This window comes from Streptomyces sp. SM18 (genome assembly GCF_002910775.2).
GTDB lineage: Bacteria > Actinomycetota > Actinomycetes > Streptomycetales > Streptomycetaceae > Streptomyces > Streptomyces halstedii.
In genome coordinates, this window is sequence record NZ_CP029342.1 from 2,620,751 (window position 1) to 2,642,425 (window position 21,675).

Here is a 21,675-nt window from a genome sequence, read left to right on the forward strand (position 1 = left end):
CTGGTCAACGCTACGCAGAGTCCGACACCGTTGACCCTATGAAGTCAGCAACTCCCCCGAACGGGCACATGCCGCAGCATCCCGCACCCGAACGCGAGTTCACCATGCGCTTCACCTCAACCCCGCGCGGTGCCCGCCTCGCCCGACGACTCGTCTCGCACCGCCTGGACGACTGGGGCCACCCGTACACGACCCCGGCCAACGAGACGCTCACCCTCATCACGGCGGAACTCAGCGCCAACGCCGTACGCCACGGCCACGTGCCCGGCCGGGACTTCCACGTCCAACTCACCATGGCCGAGGACACGTTCCGCATCGAGGTGACCGACACCCGCGCCGAAAAGCGCCCCCCGGCCAGTCCCTCGACGGCCGACTCGCTTTCCGAGTCCGGCCGGGGCCTGCTTCTGGTCGCCGCCCTGGCGGACGACTGGGGAGTCAGCCCTCGACGGGTCGCCCCGGGCAAGACGATCTGGGCGAAGCTGCACGTACGGACAGACCGCCCCCCGCTCACACAGCGGGTGGCCCCTGAACCGACGGATCTCGATCTACTCCTGGCTACTGCTTCGCTGCTACGCGACGACCTCGGGTCGCGGCCGGGGGACGCCAGGCACGGAGGTCGTCGTCTGTGAGTCCGTGCTCGCTCTGCTTCTGCTGGCGGTAACCGACGAAGAAGTCCGCCGGGGATCCGCTGTAGAGCATGTCGAACTCGTTGTGCCACTGGGACAGCCACGGCTGGAGTTCCAGCAGGCCGGCGAGGAACGGCGTGATCTCCTCGGTGGTCAGCGCGGTGTTGGTGAAGTACGTCGCCAACGCCTGCGCCTGCTCCTTGTGGTCCCATCCGGCCCAGCCGTACAGCTCGGGGGTGGCAGCGTTGGTCTGCCCGTAGGAGATGAACCGCTCCTTGGCCACGTCCAGCTTGCCGCGCGCCTTCCAGTAGGAGGCGCGGAGGAAGTCGGCCGAGGTGTACTTCGGCGGCACGGGGATGGAGTCCCGGATCTTCCGCTTGGCGAGCTCGTCGGGCGCGGCGTCCTCTTTACGCTGGAGGTCCCAGACCTCCTCCCAGTCCGCCCGCTTCTTCATGCCAGAGGGTTTGTAACGCAGGGCGGAGAGGAACGGCACGTGCTCGTCGGTGATCAGCTCATCGACGACCTTCGCAAGTTCCTTGCGGGGCGCATAGAGCTTGGCGACGGAGACGAAGTTCTCGTCGCGGGAGAGGGCGTCGGTAAGGCGAGCCAGAGTGAGGATGGCGGGCTGGCCACTCTCGTCGAACCAGTGGTCCCGGTTCTCCGTACGGTCCAGCAGCCAGGAGCGCAGGGCCTTCTCCTGGAGCGCGTCCCAGCCCTCGGTGGCCCAGCGACGCTTGTACTCAGGGCGCTCGACCATGCCGATAGCACGGTTCGACTCGATGGCGTCGATCCGTTTCTGGACGATCTCGCGGTAGGGGGCAGGCCAGTGGGCGGGGATTTCCGTGATGGGAGTTGAGTTGTGTCGCCTGAACCACTCGTCACTGGCCTCACCGGCGGCGACGCGGCGTGCGAGGACGATCTCGAAGGCCCTCTCGCCAGGGTTGAGTTCGGGGATGCTGGAGTAATCAGGGTCCTCAGAGACTCGGAGGTCTTGGGAGTGAAGGTTGTAGAGGGAGTAGACCTGCCAGTCCAGTTCCTCTTGGAGGGCAATCATCCGGGCGCGAGTGGATTCCCATCGAGAGGCGGCCTCCCGGAGAGCCGCAGCAGTCGGAGTGGACTCGGCAGCCACGGCCGCAGGGCTGGCAGCGGTGAGCCGTTGGGCTAGAGCATCGAGCGCGGCGCCAAGTTCGCTGGGGCACGCAGCGGGTAGCGGGAACTCTTGTAGCTTGGTTCCGGTGAACTCGTAGAACTGCTCCCACAGCTCCGTCTTGATACCAGACTGATGCCCCTCGGTTCCCTTGCTATGGCTCACCATCTTGAGCCAGAAGCCAGCCGCGGAGCTGTTGAGCAGCCCGAGCAACCGCAGGTGCTCCTCCTCACTCGCCCCCTCCCGCAACTTAATCACCGGCGCATGACGGTTGAAGACTTTCCCACCTCGATCAAGAACGAAGTGCGCATGGGTGGCCACCGCCGGAAACGTGATAGACAGCGACGAGCGATGCCGCTCAGCGAAGAACATTCCGAGGTCGAACCAACGCAACCCACGGTCTTCCGGGACCCGGCCGAAATAGAGCCTCTTACGCAGGCGGGTGCGGTACATCCAGAGATGATCCATCGCTCCAGCGCCGAGATCGCGGCGACTTCCATCCCATGAGCTGGGCATCAGAACCAGCTCACGGGAAGAGACGGAGTAGTCGCGCACCTCATCACCGGTCACGAAGGCGACAGAGTCTTCTATCAGGTGCTTGCGTGACATGAACGGAGTAGACGCTAGATATGCGTCATCTTCCAATGTCAACACTGTCATACCGATGGCGGAAACAAAATCCGACAAGGCCTTGGAAGTGGAAACGGCGATTCTGTCCACCATCTCCAATCCCCCATCGGTAAGGATCCACGGCTGCGAACTAAAGTACTCATCACGTGACAGATCACCCACAGACACCCACTGGCTCGCCGAACCAGGCTTGTCGATCTGCTCGACGATCGCCTGCCAGACCACACCCATCGCAGGGTTGTCCGGTGCGGACGGCTCGCCCTGTGCGCTGCGAACGGTCCGGATGACCGGCGAGCGCCCGTCCCCGCCCCGGTTCCTGCCCACGAGAATCACGGTCGGCGTCCCGTGCCCCGGGATATAGGCGCCTGACGTGTCGATTACCTCGGTCAGCTCCACCGCGTGCCCGAAGTAGCCCTCGATGAGCTTCGTCCCGAACTCCCGCTTCATGAATGAGTTTGCGGTGATCTGGCCGACCAAGCCGTATCCGCGCCCCTCGGCGTCTCCACGCTTGGTCAATTCGAAGAACCGCTGGGCGAACGGAACCGACAACGCGTACTTGCCCGCGCACGCCGGATACAGATCCCGGTACAACTCGTTGAGTTTCTTGTCCTTCACCGTGATGTAGGGCGGGTTTCCTACCACCACGTGATACCTCCCCAGCCGCAAGATGTCGGGGTACTCGTGCACGTCCTCCGTCACGTACTTGAACTCGGCCAGCTCGTCCGCGGAGTCCTCGTCCGCTTCTCCGAACAGGTTGCCCTGCTGGGAGCCCTGCGCCTTAATGAGCGAGTCCCCGACCGCTAGGTTGATCGGCCACTCGTATTTGGCAGCCTCTTCCAGCGTCCGCACGCCACCTGCCGCCATAGCCGCAACCAGCAGCCGGAACCGTGCGATAGCCACCGCGAACGGGTTGATGTCCACCCCGTGCACCGAGTCCAGCGCCGCCCGCACCCGCTCGTGCACGTCCTTCCCCGGCTGCTCCTCCTGCCAAAGCCGCACCAGCCGCCGGAACGCCCCCAGCACGAAGTGCCCCGACCCGCACGTCGGGTCGATCATCTTCAGTTCCTCGTACCCGAACTCCCGTACCGCCGGGTTCATCGTCCGGTCGAGGATGAACTCCTCCACGAACTCCGGGGTCTGGAGCAGCGCGTACGTCTTCCGCGCAGCCTCGCTCAGGTCTTGGTACAGGTCGCCCAGGAACCGCGTGTCCCAGCCCTCCGTACCGTCCTCGTTCAGCGGGTCCGTGAAGTCGTGGACGAGGACGCCCGCCTCGTCCCTCCCCCGCCAGAACTCGACCAGCTCCCGCGCACCGTCGTGCGAGATCGGGACCTGGTACAGCGGGTTGTGCCGCTTGTCGAAGAGGAGGCGGCCGGCCTGGCCCTGGCCCAGTTCGTCGAACGCCTTCTCCAGCCAGCCGCGGTACGTCGGGTTGTCGTCCGTCTCCACGTATGCGTCGTACCGGGACTCCGCCAGCTCACGCCGGTCACCGTCCGGTCCCGTCAGGTACGGCTCCGGGATCAGCTGGTTGTCCTCGCAGAACCGCACGAACACGGATCCCAGCACCCACGCCACCGCGACCTGCGTGATGCGCTCGTCGAGCCACGAGTTCCACGTCGCCGCCGTGCGACCGAGCTTGCGCGCCTGGTCGTACTCGGCACGCAACCGCGCACCGACCTCGTCCAGCACCTTCACCTGCTTGCCGAGGTCGACCTCGACCGCCTTGACCTGCTGCTTCAGGTCGTTCAACAGAGCCTTGCGGTCAATCATTTGACGTCTCCCTCGACACCACTTGCCACAATCTCGCCGGACCCGCGATGGGCGTTGCCCACCCACGTGTCCGGAAGCTGAATCCACTCCCCCAGGCCGGCCTGGTACGGCACAGCCACCTGCCCGAGCCGGGGCTCGCGCGAGGGGTCGCTCTGCGGGACCAGGAGCCACAGGCCCCGCCCGCCCCGCCGGGCCGCCGATGCCAGCCGGTCCAGGACGCCCATCGCGTCGTACCGGGCGAACACCCCGGCATCCGTCAGCAGGACGGGCCCCGACGCGCCACCGCCACCGCGACCGTTGCCCAGCAACTCCACGATCCGGGGCTCGACCGCACCCCACGCCGTGCGCGCGTACTCGGCGAACCGGACCGCGCCCTTCGAGCCCGGCTCGGCGGCGTCCGCCTTGAGCAGGGTCTCCCAGGTGGGCTTGGTGCCCGGTGTGACCTGTCCGTGCAGTGCCTGGAGGAACAGTTCGGTCACCGAGACCGCCTCGGCCCCGATGCGTTCGCCGCCGAGCCCGGCCACGGCCTGGCGCACCGACCGCTGCCCGACCGTCAGCACCCGGTACCCGTCCCGGCGGGCCGATGCGAGCAGCCGTTCCTCCGCGCGCACCGCGCCCGCGAGCTGCGGATCGTCCGCGTACCGGGTCACCTCGCCCGTACGCGTCGACTGCCGCCAGGCGCCCGTCGTGAGGTAGCTGGAGGCGTCGTCCACCCGCGTCGGCAGGTAGCGCAGCGTGCCCTCGCCCTCGCGCGTGCTGAGCGACAGCTCGAAGCCCGCGTCGCGCAGGGCCTTCGTCAGCGGGCCGCCGGTCGGCAGCTCGTGGGTCGTGCCGCCGCGCCCGTCCGGGACGACCAGCTCGGGAAAGCGGACGCGGACCCGCTCGTGCACGTCCTCGCCCCGCAGGCCGGGCTGTCGGCCCTCGGGCTGGCCCGGAATCCAGCGGACCAGACCGGCCTGGGTGAGACGCAGGGCCCGGACCAACGACAGGTCGCGCGGGTAGATCTCCAGGCGCGGGGTGGCGGCGGCGTTCACGGACGCGGCGGCGGCCAGTTCCACCATGCGCCGCTCGTCCCAGTCGATCGCGCCGGGCGGCACGGTCAGCGCGCCCAGCTCCGCCAGCACGGTCGCCGCCGTCGGCAGGGTGTCCAGCTTGGCGAGCCGGTCCGCCGTCTTGCCCAGACGCGTCGCGTACTCCAGCAGGCCGGGGGCGGTCGGGGTGTCCGGGCCGTCGTTCTCGCGCACGTCGAGGGCGAGCAGGCCGGCGCCCAGCGACTCGTCCGTCGCCTTGCGGTTGGCCTGGTGCTGGAAGTCGGCCTCCTGCGGCACCAGTTGCTCGGCCTCCACGACGGCCCGTACCGCCGCCAGAGCCATGGCGCGCCGCTGCTCACGCCCGGCGAGGTGCGTGCCGCGCCGGACGGCCAGCGCGTCCGCTATCTCCACGGCGGAGGCGACGCGGCCCATGCTCACCAGCAGGGCGATGATCTCCTCGCGCAGTGCCCGGACGGCGGGCTCCGCCTTCCAGCGCCTGCGCTCGTCCTTGAGCATCTGCGGGATGCGGCCGTGGCTGAGGCCGAGCGCGTCGGCGACGTCCTTCTGCTTGGGCCAGACGCCGATGTCGGGCAGGACGCCTTGCTCGTCGGGCAGGCGCAGCAGCAGCCGCACCATCTCCGCCTTGTTCCGGTTGGAGCCGTTGTTGTTGACGGCCGGCACCAAGACGGTGGCGAGGGTGTCGAGGCTGACCGAGCGCAGCGTACGTGCGGACAGCGCGGCCGCAGACTGGCCCGTCGCGAGCTGGCCGACGAGCGCCGACTCGGCGGCGGTGAGCTGCTCCAGCTCCTCCTTCGCCTCCGCCCGCCCCTGCGGCGTGAGCGGCGAGACCGGTGCCTGGCGCAGCCGCTCGCCCCACTCGCGCTGGCGTCCCTGGACCTCGTTGCGGGTCTTGGCGCCGAGGCCGGGAGCGTTGACGAGCTTGCGGCGGCTGTAGTCGAGGAGTTCGCCGACCGTCGTGATGTTCAGGCCGTAGAGGAAGGACTGGGCGGCGGGCGTGAGGCCGGAGACTGTCAGCGGGGTGTCCAGGGTCGCCTCGGCGGCGAGCCGGTCGCGCTGCTGGTCGGCGGTCTCCGGTTCGGCGTCCGCGATCCCCGCACCGGCGGCGCCCTCGAGGGGAATTCCCTCGACGGCCGGCACGGCGTCGGGGGCGGCCTGGCGGGTGCGGTGGCTGGAGGGGACGGTCTGCGAGGCGTCGAGGAAGACCTTGCGCCAGGCGTCCCGCATCGGCTTCAGCTCGGGGTAGCGCTTGGCCGCGTCGCGGTGCAGGGCCTTCTGGAAGAAGGCGACGAGGCCGTCCCGCACGGCCGGGTCGAACGCCTCGGCCGCGATGGTCGGGTACGGCCACTCCTTCGCGTCGGTCATACGCGGCAGGACGCTGCCGTCGCCCCACTTGGGCAGCTCGCCGGAGGCCATCTGGTGCAGGGTGACGGCGACGGCGTACCGCTCGGCGTGCGAGTCGTACGAGCCGCGCGTGATGACCTCGACGAAGGGGTCGAGGTAGCCGTCGGTGCCCGCGTCGGTGCTCTTCGCCGGGTAGCCGGCGAGCGAGAAGTCGATGAGGACGAGCTCGCGAGTTCGGTTGGGGCGGATACGGACGGCGATGTTGTCGGGCTTGATGTCGCGGTGCCAGACGCCCTCGCCCTCGAGAAAGTCGACGGCGCCGAAGAGGTAGTCGCCGTACGCCTCGAGCTGGTCGACCGGGAGGCGGCCGTGTTCGCGGAGCTGGCGGGCGACGGTCTCCTCGCGGCGGCGCGGGCGGGCCGCGACCGCGCCGCCCTCGACGCCCTGGCCGTCGTCGTCGCGCTCGTCGCGCTCGTCGCCGACATACTCCATCGCCAGGAGGGTGCGGCCGCCGATGTGCAGCGGTTCGGACTCGACGAGGCGGATGATGCCGGAGTGAGGGCGCAGCCGGCCCATGGCCTCGGCCTCGCGGACGAGGATCTCGCCGCGGCTGTCGGACAGGGCGACCTTCAGCACGGCCAGGGAGCGCGTCTTACGGGTCTCGGCCTCCAGGTCGCGGACGAGGAAGGCGCGACTGGTGGAGCCGGTGCCGAGGCGACGGCGGACCTCCCACCGGCCGGCGAGCACGTCACCGGCGACGACCTCCAGCGGGTCCTTGTCGGCACTCGCTCCGGCGTCCTCCCCCTCGGGGGCCGTGGCCGGGGCGGTCAGGGAGTCCTCGACGACCTCCAGCAGCTCCAGAAACTCGTCGATGCTGGAAAGGCGTTGGCCGGGCCGGTAGGCGGTGGCCGCCTGCACCAGCTCGTCCACGTCCTCGGAGAGCCCGTCCACCAGTGAGCTGGGGCGCAGGCCCTCGCCCGCCTCCAAACGGGCCAGCAGCTCGGCCTGGCCGGCCGCCGGTGCCTTGCCGGTGACCAGCAGATAGGTGAGGACGCCCAGCCCGTACACGTCGAGGTAGACGGGGTCGGGGCTGAGAGCGGTGAGCTCCGGGGCGAGGTAGGCGTCGGCGTCCTCGGCCAGGTGCAGGACGGACAGGGCAGTCGGCGCGAACCGGGTCATGCCCTGGCCGGCGGAGGAGTCGCCGCTGCGCTGGCTGGCGATCTGCCAGTCGGAGATCTGCAGCTGCGGGGTGAGCCAGGCGGCCTCCTCCCCCAGCGCCCGGCCCTTGCCGCCGCGCGGCCGGGGGACGACGAGAACGGAGCGGGCGGCGAGCGCCCGGTGGTGGATACGGCTGGCGTGCGCGGAGCGGAGGGTCTCGGCGAGCTGGCGCACCAGCGCCATCCGGCCGAGGATGTCGAGCTTCTCGCCGTACTGGACCAGGTACTCGTCCAGTTTCAGCGTGCTCGGGTGGTAGTCGAAGATCAGGGCGGGGCCGGCGGCGTGACCCGAGGGGAAGTACTGCTTGAGCTGCACGGCGCCCGGGTGCTTGAAGCGGCCGAGCACGGCGGCCTCTCGCCGGGCGGCGTTCTCGACGGACTGCCGCAGCGATGCGTCGGAGCCGCGTTCGCTGAGGTAGATGCGGACGCGGACGGCCTCGGGGAGGTCGCTGTGGCGAGCCAGATAGTCCGCCCAGGTGGCCCCGGAGTCGAAGGACTTCCGGTCCAGCTCGTAGGGGCCGACCTTGTACTGGGCGTCGCTGCGCCGCACGCCGACCTTCTCGAGGGCGGCCTTGATCTCACGCGAGCCGATCGCGGTGATGCGGCGGCGCTCGTCGCGCGGCGGCTGCCCCAGCATCTCGACCAGCTCGTCGACAGTGTGGACGCCGTTCTGGTCGTGGGCGGGCAGCCGTATACGCAGGCCGTCGTCCGTGAAGCAGACGGCCTCGGCGACCCAGACCCGCTTCCCGCCGGTCTGTGCGAGCAGGCCGGCCAACTCCTTGGCCTTCCGGTTGACCAGATGCAGCGGGTTGCCGTGGGGTCGGCGGTGGCCACTGGGGGTGGTCTGGACCCAAGTGCCGTTCTCCGAGGTGACCGAGCCGTGCCAGTCCTTCAGCTCGACCATGCACACGCCGCCGGGGGCGACGACCAGCAGGTCGACCTCGCGGACGTGGCCGGTGTTGGCGGTGAAGGTGAAGTTCGACCAGGCCCGCCAGGGGTCGGAGTCCGGCAGCTTCTGCCGGATCGCCTCCAGGCCGCGGCGCTCATGATCGAACTCGGACTCGGTGACCGTGGTCCACCGGCCATCCCGCATGTACTGCCCCGCCCTTCGAACCACGCGCGCGTTCCGCCGGAGACCTCACCGGTCCCGGCCGGATCAAACCCCGCCGCCAGATCCTAGCCGCTGGGTACGACATGAGGAGAGCCGGTGAAGGAAGGAAAGATCGGACATCCGACACACACGGCCTTGGCGTCAGCCCGACTGGTGCGGTCGAACGCACCCCAAGGGGACCGTCAGCAGCCCCTGGCCGGCCCCCCGCCCTCGGTGGAGACGGAGGAGGAAGCAGCAGAACAGGTCCACGCCCAGAGCCCGGACCCCAAGTTCTGACCCACTCGCACGGCGACGGAGGGGGCCGTACCGCTTCACCCGAAGCGGCACGGGCCCCTTCGCATCTCCTCGCGTTCCGGACGTGACAATCCGATAAACCGTTCGTCGCTCGACCGCCTTGGGATCGACACGTCACACTTCACCAGCGGCCGCAGGTACAGCTCACCTCTGACCTCCCGACACGAACTGGCCTCCGCCGTCGCGAAGTCCAGGAGCATGGCCGGAGTACTGGAACTTCTCGGCCATACGAACAACGGCGCGGCTCGCGCCCGCCTGAAACGGAGTCTCGCCGAATACGGCCTCTCAACTGCCCACTTCACTGGACAGGGACACACCAGGGGCTCCAGTTCTCCTCACCGCAAGGCCGCATCCGAGATCCTTCAGCGCAGGGAGCCTGGCGCCGCACGAACCCGAACCACATTCCTGCGCCGTGCACTCGACGAGATCGGACGCCCGCGCGTATGTTCCGCGTGTGGCATCGGGGACACCTGGCAGGGCAAGCGTCTCGTGCTGGAGATCGATCACGTCAACGGTGACCATCTGGACAACCGCCGCCAGAACCTGCGCTACTTGTGTCCGTCATGCCACAGTCAGACCGCAACCTGTTCAGGGCGGCGAAGGCCCACCCAGTACAGTAGTGAAACGCGGGCCCGTACCCCAGCAGGCTAGAGGGCGCCGGCTTAGAACCGGTGTGTCGTGGGTTCAAATCCCACCGGGCCCACAGGTCAAACGAGGCCTTCACCTTCATATCGAAGGTGAAGGCCTCGTCCCTGTCAGCCCACCAACTCCCGCACCACCGGTACCAGCGCCCGGAACGCCTTGCCGCGGTGGCTGATGGCGTTCTTCTCCGCCGGGGTCAGTTCCGCGCAGGTCCGGGACTCGCCGTCGGGCTGGAGGATCGGGTCGTAGCCGAAGCCCTGGGTGCCGGCCGGGGTGTGGCGCAGGATCCCCGTCAGCCTGCCCTCGACTACGCGTTCCGTACCGTCGGGCAGGGCCAGGGCGGCGGCGCAGGTGAAGTAGGCGCCGCGATGGGGGGTGTCGATGTCGGAGAGCTGGGCGAGCAGCAGCTTCAGGTTGGCGTCGTCGTCGCCGTGGGTGCCGGACCAGCGGGCCGAGAAGATGCCGGGAGCCCCGCCCAGGACATCGACACAGAGCCCGGAGTCGTCGGCGACGGCCGGGTGGCCGGTGGCCTGGGCCAGGGCGTGGGCCTTGAGCAGGGCGTTCTCGGCGAAGGTGACGCCGGTCTCCTTGACGTCGGGGATCTCGGGGTACGCGTCCGCGCCGACGAGGTCGTGGTCGAGACCGGCGTCGGCGAGGATCGCGTGGAGTTCGGTGATTTTCCCGGCGTTGCGGGTGGCAAGGATCAGGCGGGTCATACGTCGATTATCAGGGGCCGCAGACCTTGCCGATTTCGGTGGCCGCGACCGTGACCGGGGAGAGGTCGGGGGTGGCGTCGCCCGCGGCTATGGATTCCCGGACATCGGCGACCCCCGCCTGGAGGTCGTCGACGGCCTGGGAGAGGTCCGCGTCGTCGGTGGTGTCGCCGAGGTTCTTCAGTTCCTTGTCGATCTCGTCCAGGGACTCGGTGGCCTGGGTCGGGTCGTCGGAGGCGTTGGACACGGCCTGTTGGAGGTTGTCGACGCCGGTGGCTATCGCGTCGGCGGTGCGGACACAGTCGAGGGCCTTGTCGACGGCCGAGCAGCCGGCCGCCGCGGTGAGCGTCAGCAGGGTGGCGGTGACGGCGAGTGCGGTGCGGTGGTGGCGGCGCGCGGTCATGGTGCGGTCCCTCCCCGGACGGATACGCGGACGGGCGCACGGTTCGGCCCGTGCGCCCGTATCCGTCACGACGCTGTGCGCTGCGTACTTGGTTGCTTCTTTATTCGCCGAGGGTGCGGGCGAGCGCCTCCTCCTGGAGCTTGGCCAGGTCGACGCAGCCGGCGGTGGCGAGGTCGAGGAGGGCGTCCAGTTCGGCGCGGTCGAAGGGGGTGGCCTCGGCGGTGCCCTGGACCTCGACGAAGCGGCCGTCTCCGGTGCAGACGACGTTCATGTCGGTCTCGGCGCGCACGTCCTCCTCGTAGCAGAGGTCGAGGAGGGGGGTGCCGTCGACGATGCCGACACTGACCGCGGCGACGGTGCCGGTGAGGGGCTTGCGGCCGTGCTTGACGATCTTCTTGCCCTGCGCCCAGGCGACGGCGTCGGCGAGGGCGACGTAGGCGCCGGTGATGGCGGCGGTGCGGGTGCCGCCGTCGGCCTGGAGGACGTCGCAGTCGAGGACGACGGTGTTCTCGCCGAGGGCCTTGTAGTCGATGACGGCGCGCAGTGAGCGGCCGATCAGACGGCTGATCTCGTGGGTGCGGCCGCCGATCTTGCCGCGTACGGACTCGCGGTCGCCCCGGGTGTTGGTGGAGCGGGGCAGCATGGAGTACTCGGCGGTGACCCAGCCTTCGCCGCTGCCCTTGCGCCAGCGGGGGACGCCTTCGGTGACGGAGGCGGTGCAGAAGACCTTGGTGTCGCCGAAGGAGATGAGTACGGAGCCTTCGGCGTGCTTGCTCCATCCGCGTTCGATGGTGACGGGGCGGAGCTGTTCGGGGGTGCGGCCGTCGATACGAGACATGGCGTCGAGCCTATCGGCTGACGGGGGCGGCTCTTTCCGGGTGCGCCGTGGACCTCCCGGCGGGAGCCGGGGGTACGCCGCAGGCCCCGTTCCCCGGCCGGGGGAGCGGCGGGAGCGGGGCCTGCGGGGTCCGCACGCGGACCGGGTGGGTTCAGCCGGTCACATCATGTCTTCGATGTCGGCGGCGATGGGGTCGGCGTCGGTGCCGATGACGACCTGGATCGCGGTGCCCATCTTGACGACGCCGTGGGCGCCGGCGGCCTTGAGCGCGGCTTCGTCGACCTTGCTGGGGTCGTGGACCTCGGTCCGGAGGCGAGTGATGCAGCCCTCGATCTCGTCGATGTTGTCGATACCGCCGAGCCCGGCGACGATCTTCTCAGCCTTGCTGGCCATGTCCTTCTCCCTGGTCTTTCGTGCGTGGGCGGCCCACCATGGGTCGGTTTCGTCACGGTAACGCACGGTTGGCCCAACTTCACGAGCGGGTAACCGCACGGCCCCCAATGATGACGAGCACGGCGCCCGGCCGTGCGGGCGGGCTCCGCACCGTATCGCAACTGGTCTACACCAGTCTCCAACGATCGCCGAACCTGATGTGTTCCGGGAGGATGCCGATGAGTGCGGACGCGGCGGCGGCACCAGGGCGGAAGTGGTGGAACGGCCCGGTCCAGGGGCTCCAGAAGGTGGGCCGTAGCCTGCAGTTGCCGGTGGCCGTGCTGCCGGCCGCCGGTCTGCTGGTCAGCCTCGGCAACCTCTTCGACTCGTATCTCCACGGCGCCTTCTGGAACAAGACCTCCAAGGTCCTGCTCAACGGCGGCAACGCGATCCTGGACGGCACCGTCGGACTCCCCCTGCTGTTCTGCATCGGTGTCGCGATCGGCTTCGCCAGGAAGTCCGACGGCTCGACGGCCCTCGCCGCGGTCGTCGGCTTCCTCGTGTACCGGGGTGTCCTGGGGGCGTTCCCGGTGGCCGGGTCGGTGACCGAGGCGCTGCCGGACGGCGAGCCGCAGAATCCCGGCGTCCTGGGCGGCATCCTCATCGGCCTGCTGACCGCCGTCGTGTGGCAGCGCTACCACCGTACGAAGCTGGTCGACTGGCTGGGCTTCTTCAACGGCCGACGGCTGGTACCGATCCTGATGGCGTTCCTCTGCGTGGTCCTGGGCGTGCTGTTCGGGCTGCTGTGGCAGCCGGTGGGCGACGCGCTGACGTGGTTCTCCAAGCAGCTGATCGATCTGGGCGCCTGGGGCGCCGCCATCTTCGGCTTCGCGAACCGCTTGCTGATCCCGATCGGTATGCACCAGTTCCTGAACACCTTCTTCTGGTTCCAGGCGGGCGAGTTCACCGGGGGCGACGGCCAGACCGTCCAGGGCGACATCTCCCGCTTCTTCGCGCAGGACCCGTCGGCGGGGCAGTTCACCTCCGGCTTCTTCCCGATCATGATGTTCGGCCTGCCGGCCGCGGCCCTGGCCATCGCGCACACCGCGCGGCCGGAGCGCCGCAAGGAGGTCGCGGGGCTGATGCTGTCGGTGGCGCTGACGTCGTTCGTGACGGGGGTGACCGAGCCGCTGGAGTTCTCGTTCATGTTCGTCGCGCCACTGCTGTACGGGGTGCACGCGGTGCTCACCGGCGTCTCGATGGGCGTCACCTGGGCGCTCGGGGTGCACGCGGGATTCAGTTTCTCGGCGGGCTTGATCGACTACGTCGTCAACTGGCACCTGGACACCAAACCCTGGCTGATCATTCCGATCGGACTCTGCTTCGCGGTCGTCTACTACGTGGTGTTCCGGTTCGCGATCACCAGGTTCAACCTCCCCACGCCGGGCCGGGAGCCCGAGGATGTGGAGAAGAAGATCGAGGAGGACCTCACGAAGTAGCCCCGGACAGGCGCCCCATCACGGCCCCCGGACCCCACGGTCCGGGGGCTTCGCCGTGCCCGCGACCGTCACCGAGGGTGGCGGGGGAACTACCCGCCATCAGGAAGGGAAATTGCAGGTTCCTTATCTAACCCTCACCGTGCTAAAACTGGTCTACACCACTCAGTGGTCCAGACCACGCGGCTGTTGCCCGCCGCGGTCCTCGAATCGCCGCCTCCCTTCAACGATCACCTGGGCGGCACCTTGCCCCATGGAGGAAGTTGTGAGTACGGATACCGCCGCGGCGGCTCCCGAGAAGAAGAAGGGCGCGGGCGTGATGGCCGTCATGCAGCGCATCGGCCGCAGCCTCATGCTGCCGGTCGCGGTGCTGCCGGCCGGTGCGCTCCTGGTCCGCCTCGGCAACGACGACATGCTCGGCCGGGACTCGTTCCCGGCCGCCATCGTCAAGATCGCCGGTTTCATGGCCGCGGGCGGCAACGCGATCCTCGACAACATGGCGCTGCTGTTCGCCGTGGGCATCGCGATCGGCTTCGCCAAGAAGTCGGACGGCTCGACGGCCCTCGCCGCCGTCACCGGATACCTGGTCTTCAAGAACGTCCTGGCCACCTTCACCGACAGCAACCTGCCCAAGGTCGCGAGCGTCGTGGACGACAAGATCGTCATGAACGACGCGCCGGTCAACGCCGGTGTGCTCGGCGGTGTGGTCATGGGCATCGTCGTCGCCCTGCTCTACCAGCGCTTCTACCGGACGAAGCTGCCCGCCTGGGCCGGCTTCTTCGGCGGCCGCCGCCTGGTACCGATCCTCTCCGCGATCGCGGGCCTGTTCATCGGGATCGTCTTCGGCTACATCTGGCCCGTCCTGGGCACCGGGCTGCACAACTTCGGTGAGTGGCTGGTCGGTTCCGGGGCGGTCGGCGCGGGCATCTTCGGTGTCGCCAACCGTGCGCTGATCCCGGTCGGCATGCACCACCTGCTCAACTCCTTCCCGTGGTTCCAGGCCGGTTCGTACGAGGGTAAGAGCGGCGACATCGGCCGCTTCCTGGCCGGTGACCCGACCGCCGGACAGTTCATGACCGGCTTCTTCCCGATCATGATGTTCGCCCTCCCGGCGGCCTGCCTGGCGATCGTCCACTGTGCCCGCCCGGAGCGCCGCAAGGTCGTCGGCGGCATGATGTTCTCGCTCGCCGCCACCGCGTTCGTGACGGGTGTCACCGAGCCGATCGAGTTCACGTTCATGTTCATCGCGCCGGTCCTGTACGCGATACACGCGGTGCTGACCGGTGTCTCCATGGCCCTGACATGGGGCCTGGGCATGAAGGACGGCTTCGGCTTCTCGGCCGGCGCGGTCGACTTCTTCCTCAACCTGGGCATCGCGACGAAGCCCTGGCTGCTGGTGCTGGTCGGCCTCTGCTTCGCGGTCGTCTACTACGCGGTGTTCCGGTTCGCGATCACCAAGTTCAACCTTCCGACGCCGGGCCGCGAGTCCGACGAGGAACTGGCCGAGCTCCAGAAGGCCGAGGCCAAGTAGGCCCCGCCCGTCCGTACGACGGAGCCCCCGGTCCCGCGAGGACCGGGGGCTCCGTCGTTCGTCGTGTCCCTAGACCTCGTACACCGCGCCGGGAGCGGCCAGCTCGACCGGGCCGTCGTAGACCTCGCGGGCGTCGGCGCGGTTGCGTTCCGCGTCGGTCCACGGCGGGATGTGGGTCAGGACCAGGCGCCCCGCGCCGGCGCGTGCGGCGTACTCGCCCGCTTCGCGGCCGTTGAGGTGGAGGTCCGGGATGTCCTCCTTGCCGTCCACGAACGACGCCTCGCAGAGGAACAGGTCGGCGCCCTCAGCGAGTTCGTCCAGTGCCTCACAGGTGCCCGTGTCGCCGGAGTACACCAGCGTCCGGCCCTCGTGCTCGATGCGGATGCCGAAGGTCTCCACGGGGTGGCAGACCTGTTCCGTACGGACCGAGAAGGGGCCGATGTCGAACGAGCCGGGCTTCAGCGTGCGGAAGTCGAAGACCTCGCCCATCGCGTGCTCGGACGGGGTGTCGGCGTGGGCCGTCGTCAGCCGCCGCTCGGTGCCCTCGGGCCCGTACACCGGGATGGGGGCGGGCCGGCCTCCGTCGAAGCGGTAGTAGCGGACGACGAAGTACGCGCACATGTCGATGCAGTGATCGGCGTGGAGGTGGCTGAGGAAGATGGCGTCGAGGTCGTAGAGACCCACATGGCGCTGCAACTCTCCGAGGGCGCCGTTGCCCATGTCGAGGAGCAGCCGGAAGCCGTCGGCCTCTACGAGGTAGCTCGAACATGCCGAACCCGCGGACGGGAACGAGCCGGAGCAGCCGACGACGGTGAGCTTCATGGAGCGTGAACCTCCGAGACGTGGGAACGGGGAGGGTTCGTGCGGTCCGTCGAGCCTAAGGTGCCGGACCACCCCCCGCGCCTCCACGGCCTGCCGTTGTGGGGGAACTCACCTGTGGTGTCACCGGTTCGATGGAAGCCCGCCCGCGGGGGCCTGCCGGTACGGTCGGGTGATGAACACGTGGTGGTGGGTGGCGCTGGCCGCCGTGGTCCTGCTGGCTCTGGTGGCGTCGGTGGCGGACGGGTGGGGGCGTAGCGGGCGTGGGCCCCGGGGGCGTCGGCCGGGCGGTCCGGTCCGGCCGCGGGGGCGGGCACCGGAGCGGACACGGCCGCCGACACGGGCCCGGCCGGGCGGGGCGCCGCGGCCCGGGGAGATCTGGTGGGCGGACGTGCCGTACGAGGACGGGCCGGGGTCGAAGGACCGGCCGTGTCTGGTGCTGTCGGTGCGGGGCGGTACGGCGGTGGTCGCCAAGATCACCAGTCGGCACCACGCGGAACGCCCCGGGGTGATCGCGCTCGCGGCGGGGGCGGTGGGGGACGCCCAGGGGCGGCAGAGCTTCCTGGAGACCGACGAGTTGCGTGATGTGGCGGTGTCGGCGTTCCGCCGGAAGGCGGGGGATGTGGAGCCGGGGGTGTGGAACCGGGTGCGGGGGCTGGCCTGAGGGGCTGGCCCCGACCGCCGGACGGGCTGGAGAAGCCGGTCCCCGTCGCGGGCGGCCGGACATGCGGGAGCCGGGCGCGTCAGGGGTGACGCGCCCGGCTCGGGGCGGGGGTGTCCGGTGGGGGCGTGCGGGTCACGCCCAGAGCTGGCCGTGCAGGGTCTCGATGGCGGCCTCCGTCGTCGGGGCGGTGTAGACGCCCGTGGACAGGTACTTCCAGCCGCCGTCCGCGACGACGAACACGATGTCCGCGGACTCGCCCGCCTTGACCGCCTTCCGTCCGACGCCGATCGCCGCGTGGAGCGCGGCGCCGGTGGAGACGCCCGCGAAGATGCCCTCCTGCTGGAGGAGTTCGCGGGTACGGGTGACCGCGTCGGCCGAGCCGACCGAGAAGCGTGTGGTGAGCACCGACGCGTCGTACAGCTCCGGTACGAAGCCCTCGTCGAGGTTGCGCAGGCCGTAGACGAGATCGTCGTACCGGGGTTCGGCCGCCACGATCGCGACGTCCGGCTTGTGCTCGCGCAGGTAGCGGCCGACGCCCATGAGGGTGCCGGTCGTGCCGAGGCCCGCCACGAAGTGGGTGAGGGACGGGAGGTCGGTGAGGATCTCCGGGCCGGTGGTGGCGTAGTGGGCGCCCGCGTTGTCCGGGTTGCCGTACTGGTAGAGCATCACCCAGTCCGGGTGTTCGGCCGCGAGCTCCTTGGCGACGCGGACGGCCGTGTTGGAGCCGCCGGCCGCCGGGGAGGGGATGATCTCCGCTCCCCACATGGCGAGGAGGTCACGCCGTTCCCGGGAGGTGTTCTCCGGCATGACGCACACGATGCGGTAGCCCTTGAGCTTGGCCGCCATGGCGAGCGAGATGCCGGTGTTGCCGCTCGTCGGCTCCAGGATCGTGCAGCCCGGGGTGAGGCGGCCGTCCTTCTCCGCCTGCTCGACCATGTGGAGCGCGGGGCGGTCCTTGATCGAGCCGGTGGGGTTGCGGTCCTCCAACTTGGCCCAGATGCGGACGTCGTCGGACGGGGAGAGCCGGGGGAGGCGGACCAGGGGCGTGTTGCCCACGGCCGCGAGCGGGGAGTCGTACCGCATCAGCGCATGCCGCCGGCGACGGCCGGGAGGATGGTGACGCTGTCGCCGTCGGAGAGCTTCGTGGAGATGCCGTCGAGGAAGCGGACGTCCTCGTCGTTGAGGTAGACGTTCACGAAGCGGCGGAGCTTGTCGCCCTCGACGATGCGCTCACGGATGCCGTTGTGGCGGCTCTCCAGGTCGGCGAAGAGGTCGGCGAGGGTGTCCCCGGTGCCTTCGACCGCCTTGGCGCCGTCGGTGTAGGTGCGGAGGATGGTCGGGATGCGGACCTCGATGGCCATGGCGTGGGCTCCTGTCGAAAGCGTGGAGTGCGCGTGGGGCGCGCGTTCATGCCCCCGCGCGGGGGGTGGTGCGTACGGGTGGGGCTCGGACCGCGGCTCAGGCCGTGCGGTTCACGGGCATGCCGCGGCGGGACACATCGCGCTGGACAGCCTGCACAGGTCGACGTGCAGCCGCGCGACGAGCAGTGTGCCCGGCGTCTTTTCGCTCACGTCATGGGAAACCATGCGCTCATCGTATCGATTCCCCACCAGGAACCCGGAGTGTGATCCCACATGGCGGATGGTCGGCGTCCGCCAGGCGGACGAGCGCCCGGAGGACGGGCCGGACGGCGGCGGTCGGGAGGGGGTGGAGGCCCGGGGGCGGAACGCTCGGCGCCCGCCCCCGGGATGTCAGGCCGCCGGCGGGTACGCCTCGACGACCTCGACTTCTTCCTCCGTGATCTCGCCGTCCACGATGCGGTACGAGCGGAACTGGAAGTCGCCCGCGTCGTCGGCGTCCGCCGTGCAGACCAGGACGTAGTGCGCGCCCGGTTCGTTGGCGTAGGTGACGTCCGTGCGGGACGGGTAGGCCTCGGTCGCGGTGTGGGAGTGGTAGATGATCACCGGCTCCTCGTCGCGGTCGTCCATCTCGCGGTAGAGCTTCAGCAGGTCCGTGGAGTCGAACTCGTAGAACGTGGGCGAGCGGGCGGCGTTGAGCATCGGGATGAAGCGTTCGGCGCGGCCGGTTCCGGCCGGGCCCGCGACCACGCCGCACGCCTCGTCGGGGTGGTCGGCTCGGGAGTGCGCCACGATCTGGTCGTAGAGCGCCTGGGTGATGGTCAGCATGGCGCCAGGATAAGCAGACCGGCCCTCCCGTACCGAGGGGCGGTACGGGAGGGCCCGGATGCCGGACACGGCCGTTGGGGCGACCGGTGTCCGCGGGAAGGCCGGGCGCCGTTCAGCGGCGCTTGGCGAAGAACGCGCTTCCGGGGTTGCGGGCCCTGAGCACCAGGTAGGAGACGCCGAGGAGGAGCGCCCACAGCGGCGCGCAGTACAGCGAGATCCTGGCGTCCTTGTCGATGGCCATCATCACGATCACCACGGCGATGAAGCCGAGCGCGTACCACGAAGTGGCGGGTGCGCCGGGGGCCTTGAACGAGGACTGCGGGAGCAGGCCGCGGTCGGCCGCCGCCCGGTAGCGGATCTGGCTGACGAGGATCATGATCCACGCCCACATGCCGGAGATGGTGGCGAAGGAGACGACGTAGGTGAACGCCTCGCCCGGCCACTGGTAGTTGATCCAGACGCCGACGAGCATCAGCGCGGCGGAGAAGGTGGTGCCCACCAGCGGCAGCCCGTTGCCCGTCAGTTTGGTGAAGGCCTTGGGTCCCTGTCCGTTGAGCGCGAGGTCACGCAGCATCCGGCCGGTGGAGTACATGCCGGAGTTGCAGGAGGAGAGGGCCGCGGTGAGGACGACGAAGTTCACGATCGCGGCGCCGACTCCGAGGCCCATCTGCTCGAACGCGGCCACGAAGGGCGAGACGCCCGGCTCGAAGGTGCTCCAGGGGACCACCGAGAGGATCATGATCAGGGCGCCGACGTAGAAGACGGCGATGCGCCACGGCACGGTGTTGATCGCCTTGGGCAGGACGGTCTTGGGGTCCTTGGACTCGCCCGCGGTGACACCGACCAGTTCGACGGCGAGGAAGGCGAACATCACGATCTGGAGGGTCATCATGGTGCCCGCGACACCGTTGGGGAAGAAGCCGCCGTCGTTCCAGAGGTTGGCGACGGTCGCGGTGTCACCGGCGTCGGAGAACCCGACGGTGAGCACACCGGCACAGATGAGGATCATGCCGACGATCGCGGTGACCTTGACCATCGAGAACCAGAATTCGAGCTCGCCGAAGAGTTTTACGGAGATCAGGTTCGCGCCGTACAGGATGAGGGTGAAGACCAGCGCGGACAGCCATTGCGGAATGTTCCACCAATACGTCATGTAGGTGGCGGCGGCGGTGACTTCGGTGATTCCGGTGACCACCCAGAAGAGCCAGTAGGTCCAGCCGGTCACGAATCCGGCGAAGGGGCCCACGAATTCACGCGCGTATTCGGAGAAGGAGCCGGAGACCGGCCGGTACATGAGGAGTTCGCCCAGGGCGCGCATGATGAAGAAGATGACCAGGCCCGCGAGGGCGTAGGCCAGGATCAGGCTGGGTCCGGCCCGGCCGATGGCCTTGCCGGCGCCGAGGAAGAGCCCGGTGCCGATGGCGCCCCCGATGGCGATCATCTGGATCTGCCGGGCGCCCAGACCTCTCTGGTAGCCCTCGGTGGACGTACCGGTTTTCGCGGCCTCGGGTTCGTCCGCCTGTCCGTTGTCGACCTGCGCCGATGTCATGGTGGTGCGCCTTTCTCCATTCCCGGTCCGCACCCTGGCGGGTGACGGATCAGGTCCCGGTCCCCCCCCGGATATGGATGGAGTGCCGCCGGCGTTCGGCCGGCTGGGCACCTCCGGGGACAGGGGTGGCGTCCCCGGGCGGTCGTGAAGATTTATCACGGGTGCCCGGGTGTTCCAGGAGACATTCTGTGGCGCACACCACAGGAAGAAGCGGACAAGGGTTTCCAGCCGCTGCAAAGTAGGCCGTTCGGGTGACGCGATCGTTATTCCGATTTGAGCGTCCGCTGAGCGAACGGCCCACGGTGCCGCAGTGTGCGGACTACTCGGGCATCAGGGTCTCCACGAGCGTCTCCTGGAGCGCGCCGAGCCAGAGGTAGGCCATCACCATGGGCTTGCGGGGATCGCTGTCGGGCAGCCGGTAGAGGGAGCCGCCCTGCCCCTCGTCCTCGTCGGACACCTCCAGCCGGGTGCCGATGGTGAGCCGCAGGTCGTTGAGCGAGCCGAGCCAGTGACGGCTGCCCTCGGCGTCGAGCGTGAGCACCACGCTCTCCTCCCCGGCCGGCTGGAGCGTGTCCAGGCTCCGCACGACGGCGAGGGCGTCCTCCCGCTTGCGGTCGCGCAGGTCGATCTCCGTGAAGCGGCGGAACTCGGAGGAGGCGGCGCGCAGTTCCTCGTCCTCGTTGCTGTAGGCGTCCGGGAAGAGCCGGGCCACGGCCGGGTCGGCCGGTGGTTCGCTGGGGCCTTCGGCGAAGAGGGCGGCCAACGGGTCCTCACCCTCGGCGGGTTCGTCGCCGGGTCCGATCAGTTCCAGCAGCTGGACGGCGAGGGAGCGCAGGATGGCGATCTCGACCTCGTCGAGCGCGACGGCCGCGCCGCCGCCGGGGGTGGCCTCGAAGTGGCCGGCCATGGGTTCTCCGATGATGGGGCGGACTGAGGGGCGGCGGAGCGTCAGTTGCGGTCCTGGGTCAGCGTGGCCCAGAGGCCGTAGCCGTGCATGGCCTGGACGTCGCGCTCCATCTCCTCGCGGCTTCCGCTGGAGACGACCGCGCGGCCCTTCTGGTGGACGTCCAGCATCAGCTTGTGCGCCTTGTCCTTGGAGTAGCCGAAGTACGCCTGGAAGACATACGTCACATAGCTCATGAGGTTGACCGGGTCGTTGTGCACCAGCGTCACCCAGGGGACGTCCGGTTCAGGGACGATGTAGCTCTCCTCGGCCGATTCGGGACGTTCGATCTCTACGGGGGAAGCAACGCTCACGCCCCCCATGCTGCCACCAG

The 21,675-nt window shown here is 69.3% G+C and carries 18 protein-coding genes, 1 tRNA gene and 1 pseudogene; 6 read left to right on the forward strand and 14 right to left on the reverse strand.

The window, feature by feature from the left end:
- Window positions 1–68: 68 nt before the first annotated feature.
- Window positions 69–629, forward strand: a complete 561-nt coding sequence (locus B9S64_RS11565) for an ATP-binding protein (protein WP_181012483.1) — start codon at window positions 69–71, stop codon at window positions 627–629.
- Here B9S64_RS11565 and pglX read toward each other — a convergent pair.
- Together pglX and pglW are read right to left on the reverse strand one after the other, a co-directional pair.
- The gene (gene pglX / locus B9S64_RS11570) at window positions 556–4,170 is read right to left on the reverse strand and encodes a BREX-2 system adenine-specific DNA-methyltransferase PglX (RefSeq protein ID WP_103494005.1); all 3,615 of its coding nucleotides are present in this window, start codon (window positions 4,168–4,170) and stop codon (window positions 556–558) included. The genes B9S64_RS11565 and pglX overlap by 74 nt on opposite strands.
- Window positions 4,167–8,873 carry a BREX system serine/threonine kinase PglW gene (pglW, locus tag B9S64_RS11575; RefSeq protein WP_103494006.1) on the reverse strand — a complete coding sequence of 1,569 codons (4,707 nt, stop codon included), beginning with the start codon at window positions 8,871–8,873 and terminating at the stop codon, window positions 4,167–4,169. Before pglW ends, pglX begins: the two co-directional genes overlap by 4 nt.
- Window positions 8,874–9,266: 393 nt before the next feature.
- Between pglW and B9S64_RS35400 the strand changes: the two are divergent.
- Both B9S64_RS35400 and B9S64_RS11585 read left to right on the forward strand, forming a co-directional pair.
- Window positions 9,267–9,836: pseudogene (locus B9S64_RS35400) on the forward strand (HNH endonuclease); the annotation flags it as partial.
- Window positions 9,814–9,888, forward strand: a tRNA-Leu gene (locus tag B9S64_RS11585). The pseudogene B9S64_RS35400 and the gene B9S64_RS11585, both read left to right, overlap by 23 nt.
- A gap of 52 nt (window positions 9,889–9,940) precedes the next feature.
- Here B9S64_RS11585 and rdgB read toward each other — a convergent pair.
- From rdgB to B9S64_RS35405, 4 genes are all read right to left on the reverse strand, one after another.
- On the reverse strand, window positions 9,941–10,543 hold the full coding sequence (gene rdgB, locus B9S64_RS11590; protein ID WP_103494009.1) for an RdgB/HAM1 family non-canonical purine NTP pyrophosphatase: 603 nt from the start codon (window positions 10,541–10,543) through the stop codon (window positions 9,941–9,943).
- Window positions 10,544–10,553: 10 nt separating this feature from the next.
- On the reverse strand, window positions 10,554–10,943 hold the full coding sequence (locus B9S64_RS11595; protein WP_103494010.1) for a hypothetical protein: 390 nt from the start codon (window positions 10,941–10,943) through the stop codon (window positions 10,554–10,556).
- Window positions 10,944–11,043: 100 nt separating this feature from the next.
- On the reverse strand, window positions 11,044–11,781 hold the full coding sequence (gene rph, locus B9S64_RS11600) for a ribonuclease PH (protein ID WP_103494011.1): 738 nt from the start codon (window positions 11,779–11,781) through the stop codon (window positions 11,044–11,046).
- 159 nt (window positions 11,782–11,940) lie between these two features.
- Window positions 11,941–12,417, reverse strand: coding sequence for a PTS glucose/sucrose transporter subunit IIB (locus B9S64_RS35405; RefSeq protein ID WP_308123271.1), 477 nt, complete (start codon window positions 12,415–12,417; stop codon window positions 11,941–11,943).
- Here B9S64_RS35405 and B9S64_RS11610 point away from each other — a divergent pair.
- A complete protein-coding gene (locus tag B9S64_RS11610; protein ID WP_103494012.1) occupies window positions 12,393–13,652 on the forward strand; it encodes a PTS transporter subunit EIIC in 1,260 nt (419 codons plus the stop codon). The two genes, B9S64_RS35405 and B9S64_RS11610, sit on opposite strands and share 25 nt — an antisense overlap.
- A gap of 250 nt (window positions 13,653–13,902) precedes the next feature.
- Window positions 13,903–15,180: a PTS transporter subunit EIIC gene (locus tag B9S64_RS11615; RefSeq protein WP_203633550.1), complete on the forward strand. Its 1,278-nt coding sequence runs from the start codon at window positions 13,903–13,905 to the stop codon at window positions 15,178–15,180.
- 69 nt (window positions 15,181–15,249) lie between these two features.
- Here the strand turns inward: B9S64_RS11615 and B9S64_RS11620 are convergent, their stop codons facing one another.
- Window positions 15,250–16,002 carry an MBL fold metallo-hydrolase gene (locus B9S64_RS11620; RefSeq protein WP_028442771.1) on the reverse strand — a complete coding sequence of 251 codons (753 nt, stop codon included), beginning with the start codon at window positions 16,000–16,002 and terminating at the stop codon, window positions 15,250–15,252.
- Window positions 16,003–16,174: 172 nt separating this feature from the next.
- Between B9S64_RS11620 and B9S64_RS11625 the strand changes: the two genes are divergently transcribed.
- Window positions 16,175–16,663 carry a type II toxin-antitoxin system PemK/MazF family toxin gene (locus tag B9S64_RS11625; RefSeq protein ID WP_103494027.1) on the forward strand — a complete coding sequence of 163 codons (489 nt, stop codon included), beginning with the start codon at window positions 16,175–16,177 and terminating at the stop codon, window positions 16,661–16,663.
- 132 nt (window positions 16,664–16,795) lie between these two features.
- Here the strand turns inward: B9S64_RS11625 and B9S64_RS11630 are convergent, their stop codons facing one another.
- The 7 genes from B9S64_RS11630 to clpS all read right to left on the reverse strand — a co-directional run bounded on the left by B9S64_RS11630 (window position 16,796) and on the right by clpS (window position 21,664).
- On the reverse strand, window positions 16,796–17,746 hold the full coding sequence (locus tag B9S64_RS11630; protein ID WP_103494014.1) for a PLP-dependent cysteine synthase family protein: 951 nt from the start codon (window positions 17,744–17,746) through the stop codon (window positions 16,796–16,798).
- Entirely contained in the window at window positions 17,746–18,024 is a 279-nt protein-coding gene (locus tag B9S64_RS11635; protein WP_103494015.1) for a MoaD/ThiS family protein, read from the reverse strand. Before B9S64_RS11635 ends, B9S64_RS11630 begins: the two co-directional genes overlap by 1 nt.
- 111 nt (window positions 18,025–18,135) lie before the next feature.
- The gene (locus tag B9S64_RS35530; RefSeq protein WP_318265143.1) at window positions 18,136–18,249 is read right to left on the reverse strand and encodes a putative leader peptide; all 114 of its coding nucleotides are present in this window, start codon (window positions 18,247–18,249) and stop codon (window positions 18,136–18,138) included.
- Window positions 18,250–18,414: 165 nt separating this feature from the next.
- Window positions 18,415–18,849 carry a Mov34/MPN/PAD-1 family protein gene (locus B9S64_RS11650; RefSeq protein ID WP_028442775.1) on the reverse strand — a complete coding sequence of 145 codons (435 nt, stop codon included), beginning with the start codon at window positions 18,847–18,849 and terminating at the stop codon, window positions 18,415–18,417.
- Between the two features lie 112 nt (window positions 18,850–18,961).
- Window positions 18,962–20,398 (reverse strand): amino acid permease, encoded by a 1,437-nt coding sequence (locus tag B9S64_RS11655; protein WP_103494017.1) that lies wholly within the window; start codon window positions 20,396–20,398, stop codon window positions 18,962–18,964.
- Between the two features lie 319 nt (window positions 20,399–20,717).
- A complete protein-coding gene (locus tag B9S64_RS11660; protein WP_028442777.1) occupies window positions 20,718–21,305 on the reverse strand; it encodes a DUF2017 domain-containing protein in 588 nt (195 codons plus the stop codon).
- A 41-nt stretch (window positions 21,306–21,346) separates the two neighbouring features.
- The gene (gene clpS / locus B9S64_RS11665; RefSeq protein ID WP_028442778.1) at window positions 21,347–21,664 is read right to left on the reverse strand and encodes an ATP-dependent Clp protease adapter ClpS; all 318 of its coding nucleotides are present in this window, start codon (window positions 21,662–21,664) and stop codon (window positions 21,347–21,349) included.
- Window positions 21,665–21,675: the final 11 nt, after the last annotated feature.

Bases quoted from the DNA above. Each gene is read 5' to 3' on its own strand.
- B9S64_RS11660 (WP_028442777.1), bottom strand. From the start codon at position 21,305: ATGGCCGGCCACTTCGAGGCCACCCCCGGCGGCGGCGCGGCCGTCGCG.
- B9S64_RS11615 (WP_203633550.1), top strand. From the start codon at position 13,903: ATGGAGGAAGTTGTGAGTACGGATACCGCCGCGGCGGCTCCCGAGAAG.
- B9S64_RS11595 (WP_103494010.1), bottom strand. From the start codon at position 10,943: ATGACCGCGCGCCGCCACCACCGCACCGCACTCGCCGTCACCGCCACC.
- B9S64_RS11620 (WP_028442771.1), bottom strand. From the start codon at position 16,002: ATGAAGCTCACCGTCGTCGGCTGCTCCGGCTCGTTCCCGTCCGCGGGT.
- B9S64_RS11625 (WP_103494027.1), top strand. From the start codon at position 16,175: ATGAACACGTGGTGGTGGGTGGCGCTGGCCGCCGTGGTCCTGCTGGCT.
- pglX (WP_103494005.1), bottom strand. From the start codon at position 4,170: ATGATTGACCGCAAGGCTCTGTTGAACGACCTGAAGCAGCAGGTCAAG.
- B9S64_RS11565 (WP_181012483.1), top strand. From the start codon at position 69: ATGCCGCAGCATCCCGCACCCGAACGCGAGTTCACCATGCGCTTCACC.
- pglW (WP_103494006.1), bottom strand. From the start codon at position 8,873: ATGCGGGATGGCCGGTGGACCACGGTCACCGAGTCCGAGTTCGATCAT.
- clpS (WP_028442778.1), bottom strand. From the start codon at position 21,664: ATGGGGGGCGTGAGCGTTGCTTCCCCCGTAGAGATCGAACGTCCCGAA.
- B9S64_RS11630 (WP_103494014.1), bottom strand. From the start codon at position 17,746: ATGCGGTACGACTCCCCGCTCGCGGCCGTGGGCAACACGCCCCTGGTC.
- B9S64_RS11635 (WP_103494015.1), bottom strand. From the start codon at position 18,024: ATGGCCATCGAGGTCCGCATCCCGACCATCCTCCGCACCTACACCGAC.
- B9S64_RS11610 (WP_103494012.1), top strand. From the start codon at position 12,393: ATGAGTGCGGACGCGGCGGCGGCACCAGGGCGGAAGTGGTGGAACGGC.
- B9S64_RS35530 (WP_318265143.1), bottom strand. From the start codon at position 18,249: ATGGTTTCCCATGACGTGAGCGAAAAGACGCCGGGCACACTGCTCGTC.
- B9S64_RS11650 (WP_028442775.1), bottom strand. From the start codon at position 18,849: ATGCTGACCATCACCCAGGCGCTCTACGACCAGATCGTGGCGCACTCC.
- rdgB (WP_103494009.1), bottom strand. From the start codon at position 10,543: ATGACCCGCCTGATCCTTGCCACCCGCAACGCCGGGAAAATCACCGAA.
- B9S64_RS11655 (WP_103494017.1), bottom strand. From the start codon at position 20,398: ATGACATCGGCGCAGGTCGACAACGGACAGGCGGACGAACCCGAGGCC.
- rph (WP_103494011.1), bottom strand. From the start codon at position 11,781: ATGTCTCGTATCGACGGCCGCACCCCCGAACAGCTCCGCCCCGTCACC.